Genomic DNA, 20,185 nt, shown 5'->3' on the forward strand with positions numbered 1-20,185 from the left:
ACGACTAGGGGAAAACGACAACGCTGTCATTGGCTCGTTGACAACGTTGTCTTTTGCTCTTTATCATCGCCAGACCTTGGCAAGGTGAGCACCGCACAGATGCCCGCCAGATCAAGGGACGAGGAACTCATAAAAGCGGCACGCATGGCATACGCCGTGCGCTAAACGAAACTGCATCCACCGTAGCAGATGGGTGCTTTGCTACCTCTCAATCAAGCCGGTGTGGATGCAAGTCCAACTCACGGTACCTAGCGCAGACATAGGAGACATATGAAAAGAGTTCAGATCCAACAACTTCAGAGTGACACCGCCCAGCGGCGAACCCTGAACATGAAGCCCGTTGCGAACGCCTGCGCGGCCTTGCTGACCTTGTTGGCCCCCGCCACGCAAGCCCAGCAGGCCGCCGGCACTGCGCCGGCGGCCTCATTGGGCGATACGCAGCGCCTTGATGCGGTGGTCGTCACCGGCATCCGCCGCTCGCTCGAATCCGCCGTTTCACTCAAGCGTGAAAACCACGGCGTGGTGGACGGCATCGTTGCGGAAGACATCGGCAAGTTCCCAGACACCAATCTGGCGGAATCGATGCAGCGCATCTCAGGCGTGTCCATCGAGCGCGGTCAAAGCGGCGAAGGTTCCCGCGTGACCGTGCGCGGCATCGGCGCCGACTTCAATATGGTGCTGTTGAACGGCCGCCAAATGCCCGGCGCCTTGCTCAACAGCGCGGAAGGCGGCAGCTCGGCCAACTCCTCGCGCGCTTTCGACTTCTCCAATCTCTCGTCCGACTCGGTGTCGGCGATCGAGGTGTTCAAAACCAGCCGCGCGGCCAAGCCGGCAGGCGGCATTGGCGCCACCATCAATATCAAGACCGCGCGCCCGCTCGACAGCAAGGAGCGCATCGCCAGCTTCTCCGTCAAGGCCAACCACGATGCGTCCAATGATCGCCTTCCGGAGATGTATCAAGGCAGCAGCATAACGCCTGATTTGTCCGGCATCTACAGCGACACCTTTGCCAATGGCACCATCGGCATCTCGATCAGCGGCAGCTTCTCGCGGCGCGATTCCGGCTCCAACAAGGCCTATACGCAAAACGGCTGGCATCCTTTCCTCGGCGACGAGAGCGGTTGGGGTGCGATTCCGAAAAAGGGCGAGCCCGGTTACGACCAGATCACCAATCGCCCAGGCCCCAACACCCTGTACTCGACACCGGTGGACCTGCGCTATGCATTGACCGCCCTGGAGCGCGAACGCACCAACGGCCAGTTGGTGCTGCAATACGCGCCCAGCAAAGACCTCAAGTTCACGCTCGACTACACGATCGCCGACAACACGGTCCACAAAAAGAATGTTCAAGTCGGCACCTGGTTCAACTTCCAGGGCGGCCCTTCGGCCTGGACCGACGGCCCCGTCGCCGGCCCAATTTCCTACTCGGCACTCTTCCCCGCCAACGACCATGACCTCGCCATCGACGGCGGCCAATATGGCGAGAAAGCCAAGAACCGCTCCACCGGCTTCAATGCGGAATGGAAGCTCAGCGAACAGCTCAGCGTGGAACTCGATGCGCATAGCTCCACTGCCAACACCTCACCAAACAGCCCCTACGGCACCTATTCGGTGATCGGCTCGGGCATGTTCAGCCAGGGCGATGCCTTCGGCTATTACAGCAAGGATCTGCCCATCCTGAGCCTGCCCAACACGGTGTTCGACACCAACAAGATCCAGGTCGCCGGCACCCGTTTCGACAATGCCATGAGCGATCAGAAGATAGACCAGGCCCAGTTCCGCGGCGCCTACAAGCTCAGCAGCGACGACAAGCTGAACTTCGGCTTGTCCAGCACCAAGGTGAACAACCGCTCGGCCTCGGTTAACCACCAAAACGGCGATTGGGGTGGCGTGGGCAAGCAAGGCGATTACGCCGCCAATTTGTTCAATACCGAAAACCTGCCCAGCTATTTCGGCCAGGTCAAGGGCAGTGACGATCCGCGCCTGATGCAGAAGTTCTACTCCTTTGACTTCAACACCATGCGCAACCGCGCGATTGAGATCGCGATGAAGTCGGGCACCTCCAGCCACCCGGCGCCATTGACGCGCGCAGAAGCGGAAGCCTACTTCTCGGCCTATACCGACTTCACCAAGGGCGTCGACCTGCGCACGACCGAAAAGTCGACCAGCGGCTTCTTGCAATACGACCACAGCTTCGACACCGCCATTCCGATGAGCGTGTCGGTCGGCGTGCGGCGCGAATCCACCAAGGTCGACTCGAGCTCGCAAGTGCTGTCGCTGACGGGTGCCAGCTGGGGTTCTTTGAACGAGATCTCGGTGCAGTCCGGCGGCACGGCCTTCGGCTCATCCAGCGGCAAGTACAGCTACTGGCTGCCCAGCATTGACTGGGATGCAGACCTGACGGCCAATATGAAATTGCGCGCCAGCTATGGCGAGACCATCGGCCGCCCCGGTTGGGCTGCGCTTGCAGGCGGCGTGACGGTGGGCGACACGGCCAACGCCGGCGGCGGCACCGGCTCCACCGGCAATGCCGCGCTGCTGCCGCTGCTGTCGAAGAACTGGGACACCTCGCTGGAGTACTACTACAGCAAGTCCAGCTATGTGGCGGCCGGTCTGTTCCGCAAGAACATCACCAACTTCATCTCTAGCACCACGGTCAGGCAACCGGTCGGTCAGGTGCACACGCCGATCGGGGGCAAATACTACCTTGCGGCAATAGCCAGCGGCTGCTCGGCCACCGATCCCAAATGCCAGCGCAACTACATCTTCAACAACTTCGACGGCCAGCCGGGCGTGACCAAGACCGGCGTCAATGCGGCCGGTGAGATCCAGGGCACCATCGTCGGCCAAGCGACCGACCCCTTGCTGCAGTTTGCGGTCACCACGCCGTCGAATGCCAAGGGCGACAACCTGAGCGGCATCGAGCTGAACGCGCAACATCTGTTCGGCAACTCCGGCTTCGGCGTCGCGGGCAATTACACCCGGGTGTCTTCCGGCTTGTCCTACGACAACCACAGCACGGCGGCGCAGTCGGCGCTGGTCGGCGTGAGCAACTCCTACAACCTGGTCGGTTTCTATGAGGGCAGCGGTTTTTCGATTCGCGGCGCGTACAACTGGCGCGGCGAGTTCTTGGCGGCGACGACCGATGGCGCAGGCAACAACCCCATCTACACCGAACCCTACGGTCAGCTGGACATGACGATTGCCTACAAGATGACGAAAAACCTCACCTTCCAGGCTGACTTCCTCAACCTGAACGATGGGGTAATTCGCCAGCATGGCCGTACCAAGGAGCAGTTAGTATCGGTGACTCAAACGGGCCGCCGCTATTTGGTGGGGGCACGCTACTCGTTCTAAACGACCAGCACACCGAACCGGCAAAACCCCAACCGGGGATCTGTCGGTTCGGTCAGTACTGAAGCAGAGTCCTACAGTTATCGCGAGACTTGATATGACGCAAGCGGTGCGGCGCATCGTGGTGTTGGGGGGCGGCTCGGCGGGTTGGCTGACCGCAGCCTTGTTGGCCGCAGAACATGGTGGTTTGGACGCCGGAAAATTGCAGATCAGCCTGATCGAATCGCCCGACGCACCCGCCATCGGCGTGGGCGAAGGCACCTGGCCCTCGATGCGCGAAACCCTGCAGCGCATCGGCCTGCGCGAGCTTGATCTGCTGCGTGACTGCGACGCAGCCTTCAAGCAGGGCTCACGTTTTGACGGCTGGGTGAATGGTCTCAAGACCGATCACTACTACCATCCCTTCTCGCTGCCGCAAGGTCATGGCGAGGCCGACGTGGTCGGCGCCTGGCTGCGCGCCGGCGCCGACCAAGGCTTTGCGGAATGCGTCAGCCCCCAGCCCCATGTTTGCAATGCGAGCCTGGCCCCCAAGCAAGTCACGACGCCGGAATTTGGCGGCGCAATCAATTACGGCTACCACTTTGATGCCGTCAAGATGGGCCTGTTGCTGCGCAAGCACGCGACCGAGAAGCTGGGCGTCAGACATGTGGCGGACGAAGTCACCCAGGTGCTCGCCCATGAAAATGGCGACATCGCAGCATTGCGGACCCGTAGCCACGGCGACATTGAGGGCGATCTCTTCATCGACTGCTCGGGCCTCAAGTCATTGCTCATTGGCCAACATTACGGCGTGCCGCTGCGGTCGCAGCAGCACGTGCTCTTCAACGACAGCGCCTTGGCCTTGCAAGTACCCTATACCGACCAATATGGCCCGCTGGCCTCCGTCACGATCGCGACGGCCCATTCACAGGGCTGGACTTGGGACATTGGGCTGCCCAGCCGGCGTGGCGTCGGCCTGGTCTATTCCAGCGCCCACACCAGCGTCGAGGCAGCCGAACAGGGGCTGCGTCAACATATCGAGCGCAGCGGCGGCCCGGCAGCGGCCGACCTTGCCACGCCGCGCCACATCCCTTTCACACCCGGCTACCGCGAGCGTTTCTGGCAACGCAACTGCGTCGCGGTAGGTCTGTCCTCGGGTTTCATAGAGCCGCTGGAAGCCTCAGCACTCGCGCTGGTCGAGTTGTCGGCCGCGATGATCCGCGACGAGTTGCCCGCCAATCGCGCCGACATGGACATCGTGGCCAAGCGTTTCAACGACGCCTTCAGCTACCGCTGGGCCCGCATCATCGATTTCCTCAAGCTGCATTACGCGCTCAACCAACGCGATGATTCCGACTATTGGCGTGAGCACCGCCAAGCCGATTCCATGCCCGAAGGCCTGGGCGAACTGCTGCAGCTCTGGCGTCACCGGGCGCCCTTGCGGAGCGATCTGTTCCGCGTCGACGAAGTGTTCCCCGCCGCGAGCTACCAATATGTGCTCTATGGCATGGGCTTCAAACCGAACTTGGCCGCACCCCAAGCCGCGCGACTCGCGCAAGCGCAGGCGTGCTTCCAGCAGGTCACGACGGCCACCAAGCGCTTGCTCGGCGGCTTGCCGCGCCACCGCGATTTGATCCGTCACATCCATGCGCATGGCATGGCTTAAATTCAATTGACTCGTCAACTTCAGACTGAACTCACACCTCATGCAAAACCCAGTCCTGCTCGACAACATCACGCACAAAGATCTGCGCATCATCACCCGGCGCGGCGCCGAATGGGGCGATGCGCGGATGTCCTGCCTGGCAACGCCGGACGAGTTCCGCCGTCTGCAAGTGCATTACCCGATCGTGTTCCAGAAGAACTCGGACGGACAGATGCAGCCGCTCGCCCTGCTCGGTCTGCAAGAAGGCCAGAACCTCTTCCTAGGACCCGACGGCTGGACCGTGCCTTACCTGCCCTTGGCCATGCAGCGCGAACCCTTCATGATTGGCGTCAACGAGGATGAGCTCAGGATGCTGGTGGACATGGCCAGCCCGCGCATCAGCCAAGGCGCCGAAGGTGAGGCCGTGTTCTTGCCTCAAGGCGGCACCAGCGAATTCCTGGAACATGCCAACTCGGTGTTGAAATCCCTGCACGAGGGCTTGCAAGCCACACCCGCCTTCGTCGAAGCCTTGCTCGCACATGACTTGCTGGAGCCCTTTGTCTTGGATGTCGAGCGCCCCGACGGCACCCATGCCCGCCTGGTCGGCCTGCACACCATCCACGAAGAACGCCTCGCGGCGCTGGACGAAAAGACGGTCGGCCTGCTGCACCAGGCCGACTATCTGCTGCCCATCTATATGGCCATTGCCTCGATGTCCAATCTGCACAACCTGATCCGCCTGCAGCTCGCGCGGGAGGCTTGAGGCCATGGGCAAGCCCATGCTGGAGCGCAGCGACGTCCATGCCGACGCCTTGCCCGCCGACTTGCTGCAAAGCACCGAGCCGGTGCTGCTGCGGGGCCTGGTGCGTCATTGGCCGCTGGTGCAGGCGGCGCGGCAATCCGATCAGCATTTTTGCGACTATCTGCGCGGCTTTGGCGCCGCTGGCGCCGCGACCAAAGTCGGCCTGTGGCGCGGTGCGCCCGAGATTGAAGGTCGTTTTTTCTACAACGCCGACTTCAGTGGCTTCAACTATCAGCGCGAGATTGCCGGCTTTGGCGCACTGCTGGATGAATTGCTGGCGCAGGCCGCAGCGCCCAAACCGCCTGCGCTTTATCTCGGCTCCACCGAACTCGACGGTTCCTTCCCCGGCCTGCGCCAAGCCAATGACTTGCCACTGAAGGTGGCGGACCCCTTGGTCAGCCTGTGGCTGGGCAACCTGGTGCGCGTGGCCGCGCACTTTGACCTGCCGGACAATATCGCCTGTGTCGTCGCGGGACGGCGCCGCTTCACGCTGTTCCCGCCCGAGCAGGTCAGCAATCTCTACATCGGCCCGCTGGATCTGACGCCGGCCGGGCAAGCCATCAGCTTGGTCGATATGGCCAAGCCAGATTTCGCGCGCTTCCCGCGCTATGCCCAGGCGCTAGCGCAAGCACAAACGGTGGAGTTGGCGCCAGGTGACGCGGTCTTCATCCCCAGCCTGTGGTGGCATGCGGTGGAGGCGCTGGAGCCGATCAGCGCGCTGGTAAATTTCTGGTGGCGGCAAAGCCCGGCCTTCATGGATTCACCGATGAACACCTTGATGCTGGCCTTGATGACACTGCGCGACCTGCCGCCGGCCCAGCGCCAAGCTTGGGGCGCCCTGTTCGACCACTATGTTTTCAATGCGGATGCGCAAACCGCCGCCCATATCCCGCCGAGCGCCCAAGGCGTGCTGGCTCCCATCACGTCGGACCGCGCCCGCCATCTGCGCTCGGTGCTGCTGAACCGTCTGAACCGTTAGTCAGGATTTGCCCATGAACACAATGGCATCAAGCCCATTCGAAAGCGCGGCCCCGTACGCATCCAAGCCGGTGCGCCGCATCGTCATCGCCGGCGGCGGCACCGCCGGCTGGATGGTGGCGGCCGGCCTGTCCAAGAGCTTAGGGAAGCTGTACGACATCCGCCTGATCGAGTCGGAAGAAATCGGCACCATAGGCGTCGGCGAAGCGACCATCCCGACCCTGCATTTCTTTCACGAAATTCTCGGTATCGATGAGCGCGAGTTCATGGCCGCCACGCAAGCGACCTTCAAGCTGGGCATCAGTTTCGAGAACTGGCGCAATGTCGGCGAGGACTATTTCCACTCCTTCGGCACCACCGGCAAACCGCATTGGACGGCCGGCTTCCAGCACTTCTGGCTGGAGGGCCGCAAGCGCGGCCTGGCCAGCGACTACGGCGACTATTGCCTGGAGTTGCGCGCGGCGATGGACAAGCGCTTTGCCCATCTGCCCAACACCGGCCTGAACTATGCCTACCACCTCGACGCCACGCTCTATGCCCAGTATTTGCGCCGTTTCTCCGAGGCCTTGGGCGTGCAGCGCATCGAGGGCAAGATCGTCAAGGTGCACAGCGACCTCAGCGGCGAGGCGAGCCATGGCGGCATCACCGGGCTGACTTTGGATGACGGCGCCTTGATCGAAGGCGATCTGTTCATCGACTGCACCGGCATGCGCTCGCTGCTGCTGGGTGAAACCTTGGGCGTGGCCTATCAGGACTGGTCGCAATGGTTGCACTGCGACAGCGCCGTGGCCGTGCAGACCGCGTCCGTGGGCGAGGCCGTACCCTATACCCGCTCGATCGCCCACCCCTGGGGCTGGCAATGGCAGATCCCCTTGCAGCACCGGGTCGGCAATGGCCTGGTGTTCAGCAGCAAGCACCTGGACGACGAGGCCGCCAAGGCCGCACTTTTAGCCAACGTCAAGGGCGAGGTGATGCGCCCACCGCGCGTCATCAAATTCACGCCGGGCCAGCGTGAGCTGGTGTGGCAGCGCAATTGTGTCGCCATCGGCCTGTCCAGCGGGTTTCTGGAACCGATTGAGTCCACCAGCATTCACCTGATTCAACGCGGCCTGACGCGCTTGATTCAGATGTTCCCGGCCGATGGCATTTGCCAGAGCGATATCGACGAGTACAACGATCAGTCGCGCCGCGCCATCGAGACCATTCGTGATTTCATCATCCTGCATTACCACGTCAACAATCGCAGCGACGCTCAGTTCTGGCGTGAGTGCCGTGAAATGGCGGTCCCGAAGTTGCTGGCGCACCGCATCCAGCTGTTCAAGGATTCGGCCCGCGTCTGCCTCGATTCCGACGAGCTGTTTCGCGATAACTCCTGGATTCAGGTGATGATGGGCCAGGGCATCAGCCCCACCGGCCACCACCCGGTGACACGCCGCATGAGCGACGCGGACCTGAGCGAGTTTCTCGGCGATATCCGCAAAGAAGCGGCGCGCAGCTTGATCAAACTGCCCAAGCACCAGGACTATGTCACCCGCCTGTTTGGCGCGCCCAAGGCCAGCGCCGTCGGCAGCGTCCCCGCCTCTGCGCCCGGTATGCCTGCCTTGCGCCTCAACCCGAACCCAAGCATTCAGACCATTGCGCTGAGCAACGGCCAAGAGGTCTTTGTGATTGATGAGTTCGTGCAAGACCCGGATGGCCTGGTGCGCTTGGCGCAGTCCGTCTCGAATCAATTCCATATTCCTGCCGGCCATCCCTATCCCGGCCCACAGCTGGATTTGCCCACCGAAATGGCTGTGCAACTGGATGATTACTTCCGCCACCATCTGCGCGCCCGGCTGCAAGCCGGCCCACCGCTGGGCATGTATGGACGCTTTTCGCGCGTCACCCAAGACAGCTCGACACTGGATGCCCGCCAACGCACCTGCCACCGTGACGACTCAGGGCTGGAGCCCGGGGAGATGATGTGCGCACTGGTTCACTATTTGTTCGGTGACGAACAGCTCGGCGGCACCGTGCTGTTCCGCTCGCTGATGTCAGAGCGGGACACGCAAAGCTTCTTGGCCGATGCCAGAACCATGAGCGGCAGCGCATTTGGCAGCAAGTACGGCATTCCGGCAGCCTATATGACCCAGAGCAACCGCTACTTCGAGGTGATAGGCCGCGTGCCCGCCAAATGGAACCGCGCGGTTTTTTACGACGGCAGCATCTTCCATTCCGGTGACATCCAAGCCGCGCCCGCGGCGTATCAGGCCGGCCTGGGGCGCTTGACCGTCAACGCGTTTTTCAAGAGCGCCAAGTTGGCGGCCTGAGGTCGAGTCCTGCCGGCTCAGGCCTTTTTCTTGGGCGCGGGGTTGGCGTGCAAGGCACGGCTTGAATCGCGAACCAGCAATTGGTGCGGCAGCACCCGGTGCGAACTCTGCGGCGTCGCCGCCTCGGCGTCATTGCCCTTGGCGGCGATCAGCATCTCCACCGCCACGCTGGCCATTTCATGGGTGGGCTGGCGCACGGTGGTCAACGGCGGCCACACCAGGCTGGCCGCGCTGGAATCATCGAAACCGGCGATCGACAAGTCACTCGGCACATTCAAGCCCAGCCTCTGCGCCGCCGCCAGCACGCCCAGAGCCATATCGTCATTGCTGGCGAACACCGCCGTTGGCCGCACGCCTCGGCTCAGCAGCTTGTGCGCGCCTTCCACGCCACTCGGGAAGGTGAAGTCGCCTTCCCAAACCAAGCTCTCTTCGACGGGCAGTTCATGCGCCTGCATGGCCCGCACAAAACCTCGGTAGCGCAACTCCGAGGCCGCTTGATCGGGTGCGCCCTTGATGAAGCCGATGTGCTCGTGGCCCAGGCTGATCAGCAGGTTCGTCACCTCTTCGGCGGCCAGTTCGTCGTCCATGCGAACGCTGAACTGATCATTCGGCTGCCGGCCCGGCGAGAGCAGCACAAACGGCGTTTCGTTGTCGCGCAGTGCCTGCAGAACCTTGGGGTTATCACATAGCGGCGGCGTCAGAATCATGCCGTCCGGGCGCAGCGCGGAGACCATCCTGTCGACTTGGTTGTAGATGTCAGGCGCATCATTGTGCAAGGACTCCACCACCAAGTGATAGCCCGACTCGCGGCAGCGCAGCGTCGCACCCTGCTGCACCCCGCCGACAAAGGCCGCGCTAGGGTCGTAATAAAGCAGGCCGATCAAAAAGGAACGCCCGCCGCCCATGCTGCGCGCGGCCAGCTTGGGCCGGTACTTCAGGGCCGCCACCACCTTGAGCACTTGCTCGCGGGTCTTCTCCTGCACCCCGGCTTCTTTATTGAGCACGCGGGAGACCGTCTTGATCGACACGCCGGCCTGTTCGGCCACATCCACAATCGTCGGGCTAGACCCTACTCTGCTTGCCACTGGTCCCGTCCTTGCTCAGCCTCGAAGCCCGCACTGTGCCACAGCGGCGCCATAAAAAACGGCCGGGCACCTACAAAGGTGCTCGGCCGCTATTTGACTGCTTTTGCCTGATGACATCAGCGAGCCGCTGCGCTAGCAGATTACTTCTTGGCCTTCTTCACGGCAGCCTTCACGGCTGGCTTGGCGGCTGCAGCCTTGGCTGGAGCGGCGGCGACCTTGGCGGCCTTGCGGGCAGCGGCCTTCGGGTCAACAGCGGCCTTGAAACCGGCGCCGGGCGTGAACTTGGGCAGCTTGGCGGCTGCAATCTTGATCTTGTCGCCGGTGCTGGGGTTCACGCCGGTGCGCGCTGCGCGGGCATGTTGCTTGAAGGAGCCAAAGCCGGGGATAGCCACGGCGCCGCCCTTTTTCACGGTGCTAACCACGGCTTCAAGCAGGGTCTCAAGGATGCGGCCGGCTTCGGCCTTGGTCAGCTCATGCTTGGCGGCCAGGTGTGCAATCAGTTCGGTTTTGTTCATTCCAGAATCTCATCTCAAGGTGGAGCCCGACGATCTCGGGCGACCATATTTTCACCCAAACAGCGCGATTGCCGATGGCAAGCCGCATGAAAGACGGTCGCAAGTTGGATTTTTTCATCCGGATACATCCGTTAAGCACTTTGGCAGACCCAGTTGACGGTAATCAAGTAAGCTGCAGCAGTGGACGGATTCACACAGCGGGACCGATGAAACTCGACGTCAAAGCAGATTTGCCGCAAGAGCAGGCCGCGATGCCATCGGTCGAAGCCGGCTTGGCGCAGCTCGGCTGGCCGGCAGACGAGTTGCTGGACGCCCTGCCAAGCTTGACCTGGGTGCTGGACGAGCAGCTCAATGCCCGCTTCGCCTCGACCGCTCTGCTGCGTTATGCGGGGCTGTCCTGGCCCGAGTTGCAAGGCCTGGGCTGGCAAGCCCTCGTTCACCCGCATGATTGGCCGGGCTTTGAGCAGGCCTGCCGCCAATACCTGAACAGCCAGCCGACCCAAGCGCAAGCACAGACGCCAACGCCGGCCCTGGCGCGCGACTACCGACTGCGCGCTGCGGATGGAAGCTATCGCTGGCAACTGCTGCAAGCCAGTGCGCTGCCGGCCAACTCCGCCCAAAGCGAAACCCTGCTGCTGGGCTTGCACAGCGATATCGACGAGCGCAAACGGGTCGAGTCGCAGCTTCAAGATGCCGATGATCTATGGAAACTGGCCTTGGAGAGCAATGGCGACGGTGTCTGGGATTGGTATGTGCAAAGTGGCGTCGAGCTGTACTCGTCTCGCTACCTGCAGATTTACGGTTATGCGGAGAGCGACGTCAGGCCCACCCCGGCCGAATTCGATGCTCGCACCCACCCCGACGACCTGGCGCAGATGCAGGCCGACCGCGACGCCCACTTTTGCGGCCACACCGGCAGTTACAGCAACGAGCACCGAGTACTCTGCAAAGACGGCAATTGGAAGTGGATACACAGCCGCGGCATGGTCATCAGCCGCGATGCGCAGGGCCGGCCGCTGCGCATGGTGGGTACGCACACCGACATCACGCAGCGCAAGGCCGCCGAAGCGCTGATCTGGCAACAAGCTCATTTCGACCCGCTGACGGGCCTGCCCAATCGGCGCAGCCTGCGCGAGCGCCTGGAGTTGGGCTTGAGCGAAGCTCGGCAGCAGGCGGGCGCGCTGGCTCTGCTTTTTATTGATCTTGACCACTTCAAAGAGGTCAACGACACGCTTGGCCACGATATGGGTGACCGCTTGCTGATCGAGGCCGGCGCACGCATTCAGGCTTGCCTGCGGCCCGGCGACACCGTTGCGCGCATGGGGGGAGATGAATTCACCGTGCTGCTGCGCGCCGATGCCGCCGCACCGCAGATCGAGACGACGGCGCGCGAAACGGCGCTGCAAATCATTGCCGCTCTGTCCACGGCCTTTCATCTGGCCACCGAGCGGGTGTTCGTATCGGCCAGCATTGGCATCAGCCACTTCCCGCAAGACGGTCAAGAGATCGAGAGCTTGTTCAAGCATGCCGACCAAGCGCTCTACGCGGCCAAGGCGGCCGGACGCAATCGCCTGGGCTACTTCACCCCTGAGCTACAGCAAGCCGCGTTGCTGCGCATGCGCTTGAGCAATGATCTGCGGGAGGCCTTGGCCCGGCAGCAACTGTTTGTCGAATACCAGGCCATCGTTGACCTGCGCAGTGGTGAGGTACACAAAGCCGAGGCCTTGCTGCGTTGGCAGCATCCCAGCCAAGGTGTGATCGGGCCGGCCGTCTTCATTCCTCTGGCCGAGGCCAGCGGATTGATACTCGAAATCGGCGCCTGGGTGTTTGGCCAAGCTGCTCAGCAGGTCAAACTTTGGCGCCAGCACTTTGACGCGACATTCCAGATCAGTGTCAACAAATCCCCGGTCCAGTTCCGCAGCGAAGCCGACACGGCGCCAGCCAGCGAGAGCTGGGCCGAGGTGCTGCGCATGCTCGAATTGGCGGGCGAAGCGCTGACGATAGAGATCACCGAGGGCTTGTTGCTGGAGGCGGATAGCGAAGTGGAATCCCACCTGGCGGCCTTGCATGCGGCCGGTTTTCAGGTCTCACTCGACGACTTCGGCACCGGCTTTTCTTCCCTCGCCTATTTGCAAAAGTACGCGATCGATCTGCTCAAGATAGATCAACGCTTTGTGCGCAACTTGCGCGCCGGAGCCAAAGACTTGGCGCTGTGTACGGCCATCATCACCATGGCTCACGCGCTCGGCATGAAGGTCGTGGCAGAGGGTGTTGAGACCGCCGAGCAAGCTGATTTGCTGCTGGCTGCTGGTTGCGACTACGCTCAAGGCTATCTGTTCGGCCGGCCCATGCCGGCCGAAGACTTCGAGCAACTATTCGGCAAGGATTGACCCAGGAAGTTCTAGACTAGAAACGCAAAAGGCCAGCATTTGCATGCTGGCCTTTCTTGTTTGGTGCCCAGGAGAGGCTCGGTCACGTCCCGCGACCCCGGCGCCGCAAGCATGCGGACGCCATTCTCGTCCCCACGCAAGGCCCGCAGGGGCCTTGCTTCCTGCGCCCCAAACGCAAAAGGCCAGCATTTGCATGCTGGCCTTTCTTGTTTGGTGCCCAGGAGAGGACTCGAACCTCCACGGAGTTACCCGCTAGTACCTGAAACTAGTGCGTCTACCAATTCCGCCACCTGGGCAAGGTGTCTTCCTAAGAAGAGGCCGGACTTTAGCATTGAATTTCAGGCATTTCGGCCGAGACTGAAAATACTTTGAAATTTCAGGCCTCAACAGCAGGCAAGACCTGACCCTATTTCAGCAAGGTTTGCTGCATGAACATGATGGTGGCGTAGAACAGATAGTCCTGGTTCTCCTTGCGGGCGAAACCATGGCCTTCGTTGTCGGCGCGCAAATACCAGACCGGCGTGCCCTGCTCGCGCACCTTGGCGACGATTTGCTCGGCCTCCGTATAGGGCACGCGCGGGTCGTTCTTGCCCTGCACGACGAACAATGGCGCCTTGATCTTGGCGCTATTGCTCAGCGGCGAGATCTTTTCCAGATGGGCCTTCATGGCCGGACCGCGCTCGTCACCATACTCAACCCGGCGCAGATCACGCCGATAGCTTTCGGTGTTATTCAAGAAGGTGACAAAGTGGGAAATGCCGACCACATCGAGCGCTCCGACGATGCGCTCGGGGTAGTTGGTGGCGACGGCCAAGGTCATGTAGCCGCCATAGCTGCCGCCGGTCACCAGCACGCGCGAGGCGTCCAGGTTCGGTTGCGTGGCGATCCAGTCCAATAAGGCGCCGATGTCCTTGACCGAGTCCTCGCGCTTGAAACCATTATCCAGATCCAGATAGGTCTTGCCAAAGCCGGAGGAGCCGCGCACATTGGGCTGAATGAAAGCAACGCCGAGTTCTTGCAGATAGTAGTTGTTGCGCCCCAGGAAGCCGACGGTCGCCTGCCCTTCCGGCCCGCCATGAATGCTGATGACGACCGGCCGCTTGCCGCTGAACTTGGCCGGCGGCAGGGTCAGCAGACCAGAAATCTCGCGCCCATCAAAGCTCTTCCAGCGCACCACCTGCTGATCGGTGAACTGGCGGTTGTCGATGCCGGGCGGCACATAGGCTTGGGTCCAAGGCTGCACCTCGCCTTTGCCATTCAAGCTGTAGAGCTGGCTCGGGCCCTGGGCACCGTTGATGCTGAACGCCAGCTCACCGCGCTGGCGATCGAAATGGGCACTGCCGATGCTGCCGGCGGGCAGCTTGGGCGCTGGCAGCGGCTTGAAGCTGTGCGCGTCATAGAAGCGCAATTCATCGCGTCCGTCGATATTGAACTGCAGCGCCAGGCGCTTGCCGTCCTCGGTCTGCGTGATGCCGCTGACGTCCCAGGGAATATCAGTGGCAATGCGCTCCAATTTGGCATCTGCCAGCTTGAATCGGGCCGGCTCGACGAATTCGCCGAAACGGTTGCTGAGCACCAGCAGGGACTTGTTGTCGCGCGTGAAGGCCGCCGGGAAATGCGTGGCGCGCAATTGCTCGCCAGGAGCGGGCAAGACCTGGCGCTTCGCGCCGCTGGCCAGATCCATCAGCCAGATGCGTGATTCGTTGGCCGAGATGTACTCGGTCAAAGCCACATGCTTGTCGTCCCAGGAGACCGAGCCGACGCCCCAACCGCCGCCCGGCAGCTCCGCAAGCTTGCGTTTGTCGGCGGGCTTTTCGGGGTCCATCAGCCACAGCTGCGTCATCACCTGGCCGCGGCTGCCGCCTTGGGCTGTGCGGTCCAGAGGCACCGAGGTGAACAGCAGCTGACTGCTCTTGTGCAGCCAGCCATTCATCGCATGGCGTTCATCCGGGCTGGTCAGCAGCACGGGCTCTTTGCCTTGGCCATCCAGGCGATAAAGCTGCGCTACTTCGTTGCCACCACTGGCGCGGGCAAACACAATGTAGCGGCCCTTGCGCGGCTCGTAACTTGCGCTATTGACTGGATCGGCCGCGTCGGTGAGTTGTTCCAGCTCGCCCATCGGCTTGCTCAGGCGGTACAGCTGGCTGGTGTTGGCGCCGGCCTTGCGGTGCGTGACCAGCATCTCGCGCTGAGTCGGATGCCAATCCACAAAGCCATGGCCGCGGAAGTCGTTGTAGCGGCCCACGGCGTCGGCCAGGCTCTGCGGCACGGCCGGTATGCCTTGCACCAGCAGATTAGAGTTAGGCGCCAGGACGGCTTGACCGGCCGGCGCGGAACCAGCGCCCGGTGGCGCCTGCAACTGCGCCAAGGCGGGGGCCGACAAGACCATCAAGATGCAAACCATGCGGGCGCACAAGGGCCGACGCAAATTAGACATATTCATGCGGAGGATGCTCCTGGAATTCGAGGCCTGCATTCTGACCCGAAACAGCAGCCGTCCTCGATCCGCTTGGCGCTCAGCGGCTAGACGTCGAACCTAACTCCTTGCGCCAAGGGCAAGTCGCGCGAGTAGTTGATGGTGTTGGTGCTGCGGCGCATATAGCCTTTCCAAGCATCGGAGCCGGACTCGCGGCCGCCGCCGGTTTCCTTTTCGCCACCAAAAGCGCCGCCGATCTCGGCACCCGAGGTGCCGATATTGACGTTGGCAATGCCGCAGTCAGAGCCGCCCGCCGCCATAAAGGTTTCGGCCTCGCGCAAGTCATTGGTGAAGATGGCCGAGGACAGGCCCTGCGGCACATCGTTTTGCAAGCCGATCGCCTCATCGAGGCTTTGGTACTTCAATACATACAGAATCGGCGCAAAGGTTTCTTGCTTGACCACCGCCGTTTGCGCGGGCATCGCCACCAGTGCCGGCTGGGCATACCAGGCGTTCGGATAGACCTGGGCCAGAGCGCGCCCACCCCCTTGCACCACGCCGCCCTGTTCTCGCGCAACGGCAAGGGCGGCCTCCATCGCGTCAAAGGCGGCGCGGTCGATCAAGGGACCGATCAAGGTGCCGGCCTCAAGCGGATTCCCGACACCCAATGAAGCCCGCGCCCGCTCCAGCCTTGCCAGCAGTTCGGCGTGGATGCTCTCGTGGATGATGACGCGCCGCGTCGTCGTACAGCGCTGGCCGGCCGTGCCATAGGCACCGAACAAAATGCCGCGCAGCGCCAGGTCCAGATCGGCCGAAGGGCTGACGATGATGGCGTTGTTGCCGCCCAACTCCAATAAACAACGGCCAAAACGTGCCGCCACGCGCGGGGCCACTGCGCGACCCATGCGGGTCGAGCCCGTGGCCGACACCAGCGCCACGCGAGCATCGTCGACCATCGCCTCGCCCAGCGCCGCGCCGCCGTTCAACACCTGCGATAGATGGGCCGGCGCATCACCGAACTGCAGCAAAGCGCGCTCGAATAGAGCCTGCGTCGCCAAGGCCGTCAATGGCGTCTTCTCGCTCGGCTTCCAGACGCAGCTATTGCCACACACCAGCGCCAGCGCGGCATTCCAGGCCCATACCGCGACGGGGAAGTTGAAGGCCGAGATGATGCCAACGACACCCAGCGGCAGCCACTGCTCCATCATGCGGTGGCCGGGCCGCTCGGAAGCGATGGTCAAGCCATGCAGCTGACGGCTCAAACCGACGGCAAAGTCGCAGATGTCAATCATCTCCTGCACCTCGCCTGCGCCCTCGCTGCTGACCTTGCCCGCCTCGATCGCCACCAAGGCGGCCAGTTCGGACTTATGACGGCGCAGTTCTGCACCGAATAGGCGCAGCAATTCACCACGGCGGGGCGCCGGCACGTGGCGCCACTCGGTATGGGCTTGCTGAGCGCGCCCGACTGCAGCGCGCATCTCGTCCGCGCTGGCTTGATGCACGGCGCCGATTTGGGCCCCGTCGATGGGCGAATGCACGAGCAAGCCGCCACCGGCATAAGCGGCGGGGTCAAGTCCAAGTGCGGGCAATAGGTGTTGAATTTCAATCATGGCGGCGATTCTCCCGCATCCTCATTGGCACGGCTCTTGCGTCGGATTCTGCGTTCCCCTCAACCTTTGCCAGGAGCAGCCATGAAACTGATCGCCCATCCAAAGCGCGCCAAGAATGCGACGCTGGCCCTCAAAGCATTGCTTTTGGTCGCCCTGGTTTGGGGCGTCATCTATCCCGGCCTGCTGTGGAGCTTGGGCAGCCTGGTACAGCTTTAAACAGGCTGAACAGTTGCAAAGCTGCCAAGCTGCCTGGGCAGCCTTGAGATAATTGGCTACTTCAACGGCATTTGGCGCCAGCCAAAGCCTGCAAACATCGGCCTTGCGCTCCCTTGCGGCGCAGGGCCTGCTCTTGTTGCGGCCGCAAAGATGCGGGTCTGCCGGGCTGCCAGCACAAGCTCGACTTACTTTTTCCGCTCAGGCCTACGCGTCGAATCCGGGCGCCGCTGCGCCTGTCGGTGCAGCATCCGCTCGCTCATGCACCACTTGCGAGCAGCTGACTCGGCCGACAGCAAAAAAAAGCCCCAGGCACAAGGCCTGAGGCTTAAATCCATCCAGGGGCGATGGAGGAGACAACTGAAGATATGTAGGTTTAGCAGTTTCCGTGCCAGGTTTGCATCAATCAGGCCTGCAAACCAAACGGGTCATCGACCGAATGCGCCGGCTGGCTGAACCAGCGGGGCCCGCTGGCAGTCATATAGACATGGTCCTCGTGCCGGATGCCAAATTCGCCCGGCACACAAATCATCGGCTCATTGCTGAAACACATGCCCACGGCCAGCGGCGTTTCGTCGTTGTCAACGAGATAGGGCCACTCGTGAATATCCAGGCCGCAGCCGTGACCGGTGCGGTGCGGCAGACCCGGCAATTGATAGCCCGGCCCCAAGCCTGCGGCCGCAATGACGGCGCGCGCGGCGCGGTCAACATCGCGGCAAGGCGTGCCCAGCTGGGCCGCAGCAAAGGCCGCCGCCTGCGCGGCCTTCTCCAGGTTCCAGATCTCGCGCTGGCGCGGGCTGGGCTCGCCGTACACATAGGTTCGCGTGATGTCGGACATATAGCCATGCACCAGGCAGCCGGTGTCGATCAAGACCACATCGCCCTCGCGCAGCAGCTGCGCCTCCTTGACCCCATGCGGGAAGGAGCTGGCCACGCCAAACAGCACGATGCAAAAGTAGGAGCCAGTGGCGCCGACCTTGCGATGCGCGGCCGCGATGAAGGCCTCGACCTCGGTGCTGCTGATGCCGGGCCGCAGCATGCTGGCGGCAGCCCGGTGCACGGCCATGGTCATGTCGTGGGCGCGCTGCATCAGCGCGATCTCGGCTGGGGACTTGTGCATGCGGCAGGCAGCGGTGACCGGCTTGGCGTTGACCCAGACAATCCCCTCGCGCTGCAGGCCGTCGATCACGAACAGCGGCGTGTCCTCGCTGACGGCCAGCCGCGCCGAGCTGCTCACGCCCGCCCGCGCCAGCACCTGCCGGCACAGCGCATAGGGGCTCTCATGTTCCTGCCAGACATGCAAGTCGCCGGGCAACTGCATGTACTCGCGCAGGGTGCCCTCCTCAAAGGCCGGCGCCACATATTGCGGCTCGCCCTCGGCCGGGATGATCAGGCCGACCAAGCGCTCGCTGGGGTGCCAGACCGTGCCGCTGAAGTAACGCATATTGGTGCCGGCATGGGCGTACAAGGCACCCAAACCCAGTTCACGCAACAGCGCCTGCGCCGCGCCGACGCGGGCGCGGTATTCGGCCAAGCCAATCGGCTCGGCGCCGGCCATCATCTGGCTCAAGCCCGCCAAGGCTTGCTCGGCGGTCTTGCCGCCCACACCTATCGTCATCGCGCGACTCCTTTAAATATATTTAAACAATATCTTAATCGATGAGCACTTCATCGCGTACAAAGCGAGCCTGCGGCAGCGTCGTCGCTTGGAGATACTTTGATGCTTGAATTGGTCTTGGGTTTGCTGATTTTTCTGGGCGTGCATTCGGTGCGCATAGTTGCCAATGACTGGCGCAGCGCGCAGATGCAGCAGCGCGGCGAAGCGGCCTGGAAGCTGGGCTACACGGCGCTGTCACTGCTGGGCTTTGGCTTGATTGTCTGGGGCTTCGGCCAAGCGCGCCAAAACCCGCAAATCCTGTGGACCACACCCAAGGGCATGAATCACCTGGCCGCGCTCTTGACCCTGGTCGCTTTCGTGCTGCTGGCCGCCGCCTATGTGCCGCGCAACGCGATCAAAGCCCGGCTGCGCCACCCGATGGTGCTTGGCGTCAAGGTCTGGGCCCTCGCGCATCTGCTGGCCAATAACAGTCTGGCCGACCTGCTGCTGTTCGGCAGCTTTTTGATCTGGGCCGTCTTGAGCTTTCGCGCCGCCCGCCAACGTGATCGCCTGAACCCACCGGCCGCGCTGACGGCCAGCGCCAGCGGCACCGCACTGACAGTCCTGATCGGCGCCGCTGCGTGGGCCGGCTTTGCCTTCTGGGGGCATGTGGCTTTGATTGGCGTGAGCCCGCTCTAGGGCGCGTGGGATGGCGTACGCTGGCGCACAGTCGGCGCGCGCCGCTTGCTCTAGGCTGCACAACACGGGCGCTCGCTCCGAGCCGCCACGAGGAGTTCCCTATGAGCAAGAAGCAACAATGCCTGAGCGGCCTGCTGGTGATGAGCCTGCTGCTGGGCGGCGGGGTGCAGGCACAACCGCGCGAGAAGAACGACAACAGCGAACGCGGCGCTCGCAATGAGCGTGAGCAGCAGCCACCACCGCAGCGCGATGACAGGCGCGGGGATCCGCATCAAGCACAGCATCAAGCACAGCGTCAGGACCAGCGTCAGGACCAGCGCCGAAACCCGCGCTATGAGCAGCGCAGCGACGGCCGCTACGACAGCCGCCAGGGCGGCCACTACGAGGGACGCGGCGCCGGGCCGGATTTCAACTACTACCGCGGTCAGCGCCTGCCGCCGCAATACCGGCACCACCAATATGTAGTGGATGACTGGCGCGCTCACCAGCTCTATGCGCCGCCGCGCGGCTACCACTGGGTGCAATCAGGGGGCGACTATTTGCTGGTGGCGATAGCGACCGGCGTGATCCTGCAGCTGATGCTGAGCCACTGA

At 62.6% G+C, this 20,185-nt stretch carries 14 protein-coding genes and 1 tRNA gene; 9 read left to right on the forward strand and 6 right to left on the reverse strand.

The window, feature by feature from the left end; translation table 11 throughout:
• Window positions 1-330 precede the first annotated feature (330 nt).
• The 5 genes from LNV09_RS20035 (at window position 331) to LNV09_RS20055 (ending at window position 9,067) form a co-directional block, all read left to right on the forward strand.
• A complete protein-coding gene (locus tag LNV09_RS20035) occupies window positions 331-3,357 on the forward strand; it encodes a TonB-dependent receptor (RefSeq protein WP_263558846.1) in 3,027 nt (1,008 codons plus the stop codon).
• A 94-nt stretch (window positions 3,358-3,451) separates the two neighbouring features.
• Window positions 3,452-4,999, forward strand: coding sequence for a tryptophan halogenase family protein (locus tag LNV09_RS20040; RefSeq protein ID WP_263558847.1), 1,548 nt, complete (start codon window positions 3,452-3,454; stop codon window positions 4,997-4,999).
• A gap of 40 nt (window positions 5,000-5,039) precedes the next feature.
• Entirely contained in the window at window positions 5,040-5,741 is a 702-nt protein-coding gene (locus LNV09_RS20045) for a SapC family protein (RefSeq protein ID WP_263558848.1), read from the forward strand.
• A 4-nt stretch (window positions 5,742-5,745) separates the two neighbouring features.
• On the forward strand, window positions 5,746-6,759 hold the full coding sequence (locus tag LNV09_RS20050) for a cupin-like domain-containing protein (RefSeq protein ID WP_263558849.1): 1,014 nt from the start codon (window positions 5,746-5,748) through the stop codon (window positions 6,757-6,759).
• A 13-nt stretch (window positions 6,760-6,772) separates the two neighbouring features.
• Entirely contained in the window at window positions 6,773-9,067 is a 2,295-nt protein-coding gene (locus tag LNV09_RS20055) for a DUF6445 family protein (protein ID WP_263558850.1), read from the forward strand.
• Window positions 9,068-9,084: 17 nt separating this feature from the next.
• On the opposite strand, the gene LNV09_RS20060 is transcribed toward LNV09_RS20055, so the two are convergent.
• Both LNV09_RS20060 and LNV09_RS20065 read right to left on the reverse strand, forming a co-directional pair.
• Window positions 9,085-10,152, reverse strand: a complete 1,068-nt coding sequence (locus tag LNV09_RS20060) for a LacI family DNA-binding transcriptional regulator (protein WP_263558851.1) — start codon at window positions 10,150-10,152, stop codon at window positions 9,085-9,087.
• 140 nt (window positions 10,153-10,292) lie between these two features.
• Window positions 10,293-10,667, reverse strand: coding sequence for an HU family DNA-binding protein (locus tag LNV09_RS20065; RefSeq protein WP_263558852.1), 375 nt, complete (start codon window positions 10,665-10,667; stop codon window positions 10,293-10,295).
• Window positions 10,668-10,873: 206 nt separating this feature from the next.
• On the opposite strand from LNV09_RS20065, the gene LNV09_RS20070 reads away from it, so the two are divergent.
• Complete coding sequence (locus LNV09_RS20070) at window positions 10,874-13,057, forward strand: putative bifunctional diguanylate cyclase/phosphodiesterase (RefSeq protein WP_263558853.1); 2,184 nt, start codon at window positions 10,874-10,876, stop codon at window positions 13,055-13,057.
• 211 nt (window positions 13,058-13,268) lie between these two features.
• Here LNV09_RS20070 and LNV09_RS20075 read toward each other — a convergent pair.
• The 3 genes from LNV09_RS20075 to amaB all read right to left on the reverse strand — a co-directional run bounded on the left by LNV09_RS20075 (window position 13,269) and on the right by amaB (window position 17,083).
• Window positions 13,269-13,353, reverse strand: a tRNA-Leu gene (locus LNV09_RS20075).
• 110 nt (window positions 13,354-13,463) lie between these two features.
• Window positions 13,464-15,500, reverse strand: coding sequence for a S9 family peptidase (locus tag LNV09_RS20080; RefSeq protein WP_263558854.1), 2,037 nt, complete (start codon window positions 15,498-15,500; stop codon window positions 13,464-13,466).
• Between the two features lie 80 nt (window positions 15,501-15,580).
• Window positions 15,581-17,083, reverse strand: a complete 1,503-nt coding sequence (amaB, locus tag LNV09_RS20085) for an L-piperidine-6-carboxylate dehydrogenase (RefSeq protein WP_263558855.1) — start codon at window positions 17,081-17,083, stop codon at window positions 15,581-15,583.
• 81 nt (window positions 17,084-17,164) lie between these two features.
• Here amaB and LNV09_RS20090 point away from each other — a divergent pair, with 81 nt between their 5' ends.
• Window positions 17,165-17,299 carry a hypothetical protein gene (locus LNV09_RS20090; RefSeq protein WP_263558856.1) on the forward strand — a complete coding sequence of 45 codons (135 nt, stop codon included), beginning with the start codon at window positions 17,165-17,167 and terminating at the stop codon, window positions 17,297-17,299.
• 403 nt (window positions 17,300-17,702) lie between these two features.
• Here the strand turns inward: LNV09_RS20090 and LNV09_RS20095 are convergent, their stop codons facing one another.
• A complete protein-coding gene (locus LNV09_RS20095) occupies window positions 17,703-18,914 on the reverse strand; it encodes a M24 family metallopeptidase (RefSeq protein ID WP_263558857.1) in 1,212 nt (403 codons plus the stop codon).
• A 102-nt stretch (window positions 18,915-19,016) separates the two neighbouring features.
• Between LNV09_RS20095 and LNV09_RS20100 the strand changes: the two genes are divergently transcribed.
• On the forward strand, window positions 19,017-19,592 hold the full coding sequence (locus LNV09_RS20100) for an NnrU family protein (RefSeq protein ID WP_263558858.1): 576 nt from the start codon (window positions 19,017-19,019) through the stop codon (window positions 19,590-19,592).
• 101 nt (window positions 19,593-19,693) lie between these two features.
• Window positions 19,694-20,185 carry an RcnB family protein gene (locus tag LNV09_RS20105; RefSeq protein ID WP_263558859.1) on the forward strand — a complete coding sequence of 164 codons (492 nt, stop codon included), beginning with the start codon at window positions 19,694-19,696 and terminating at the stop codon, window positions 20,183-20,185.

Origin of the sequence: Paucibacter sp. B2R-40 (genome assembly GCF_025717555.1) — a bacterium.
Lineage (GTDB): Bacteria > Pseudomonadota > Gammaproteobacteria > Burkholderiales > Burkholderiaceae_C > Paucibacter_A.

Bases quoted from the DNA above. Each gene is read 5' to 3' on its own strand.
- LNV09_RS20035 (WP_263558846.1), top strand. From the start codon at position 331: ATGAAGCCCGTTGCGAACGCCTGCGCGGCCTTGCTGACCTTGTTGGCC.
- LNV09_RS20040 (WP_263558847.1), top strand. From the start codon at position 3,452: ATGACGCAAGCGGTGCGGCGCATCGTGGTGTTGGGGGGCGGCTCGGCG.
- LNV09_RS20045 (WP_263558848.1), top strand. From the start codon at position 5,040: ATGCAAAACCCAGTCCTGCTCGACAACATCACGCACAAAGATCTGCGC.
- LNV09_RS20050 (WP_263558849.1), top strand. From the start codon at position 5,746: ATGGGCAAGCCCATGCTGGAGCGCAGCGACGTCCATGCCGACGCCTTG.
- LNV09_RS20055 (WP_263558850.1), top strand. From the start codon at position 6,773: ATGAACACAATGGCATCAAGCCCATTCGAAAGCGCGGCCCCGTACGCA.
- LNV09_RS20065 (WP_263558852.1), bottom strand. From the start codon at position 10,667: ATGAACAAAACCGAACTGATTGCACACCTGGCCGCCAAGCATGAGCTG.
- LNV09_RS20070 (WP_263558853.1), top strand. From the start codon at position 10,874: ATGAAACTCGACGTCAAAGCAGATTTGCCGCAAGAGCAGGCCGCGATG.
- LNV09_RS20080 (WP_263558854.1), bottom strand. From the start codon at position 15,500: ATGAATATGTCTAATTTGCGTCGGCCCTTGTGCGCCCGCATGGTTTGC.
- amaB (WP_263558855.1), bottom strand. From the start codon at position 17,083: ATGATTGAAATTCAACACCTATTGCCCGCACTTGGACTTGACCCCGCC.
- LNV09_RS20090 (WP_263558856.1), top strand. From the start codon at position 17,165: ATGAAACTGATCGCCCATCCAAAGCGCGCCAAGAATGCGACGCTGGCC.
- LNV09_RS20095 (WP_263558857.1), bottom strand. From the start codon at position 18,914: ATGACGATAGGTGTGGGCGGCAAGACCGCCGAGCAAGCCTTGGCGGGC.
- LNV09_RS20100 (WP_263558858.1), top strand. From the start codon at position 19,017: ATGCTTGAATTGGTCTTGGGTTTGCTGATTTTTCTGGGCGTGCATTCG.
- LNV09_RS20105 (WP_263558859.1), top strand. From the start codon at position 19,694: ATGAGCAAGAAGCAACAATGCCTGAGCGGCCTGCTGGTGATGAGCCTG.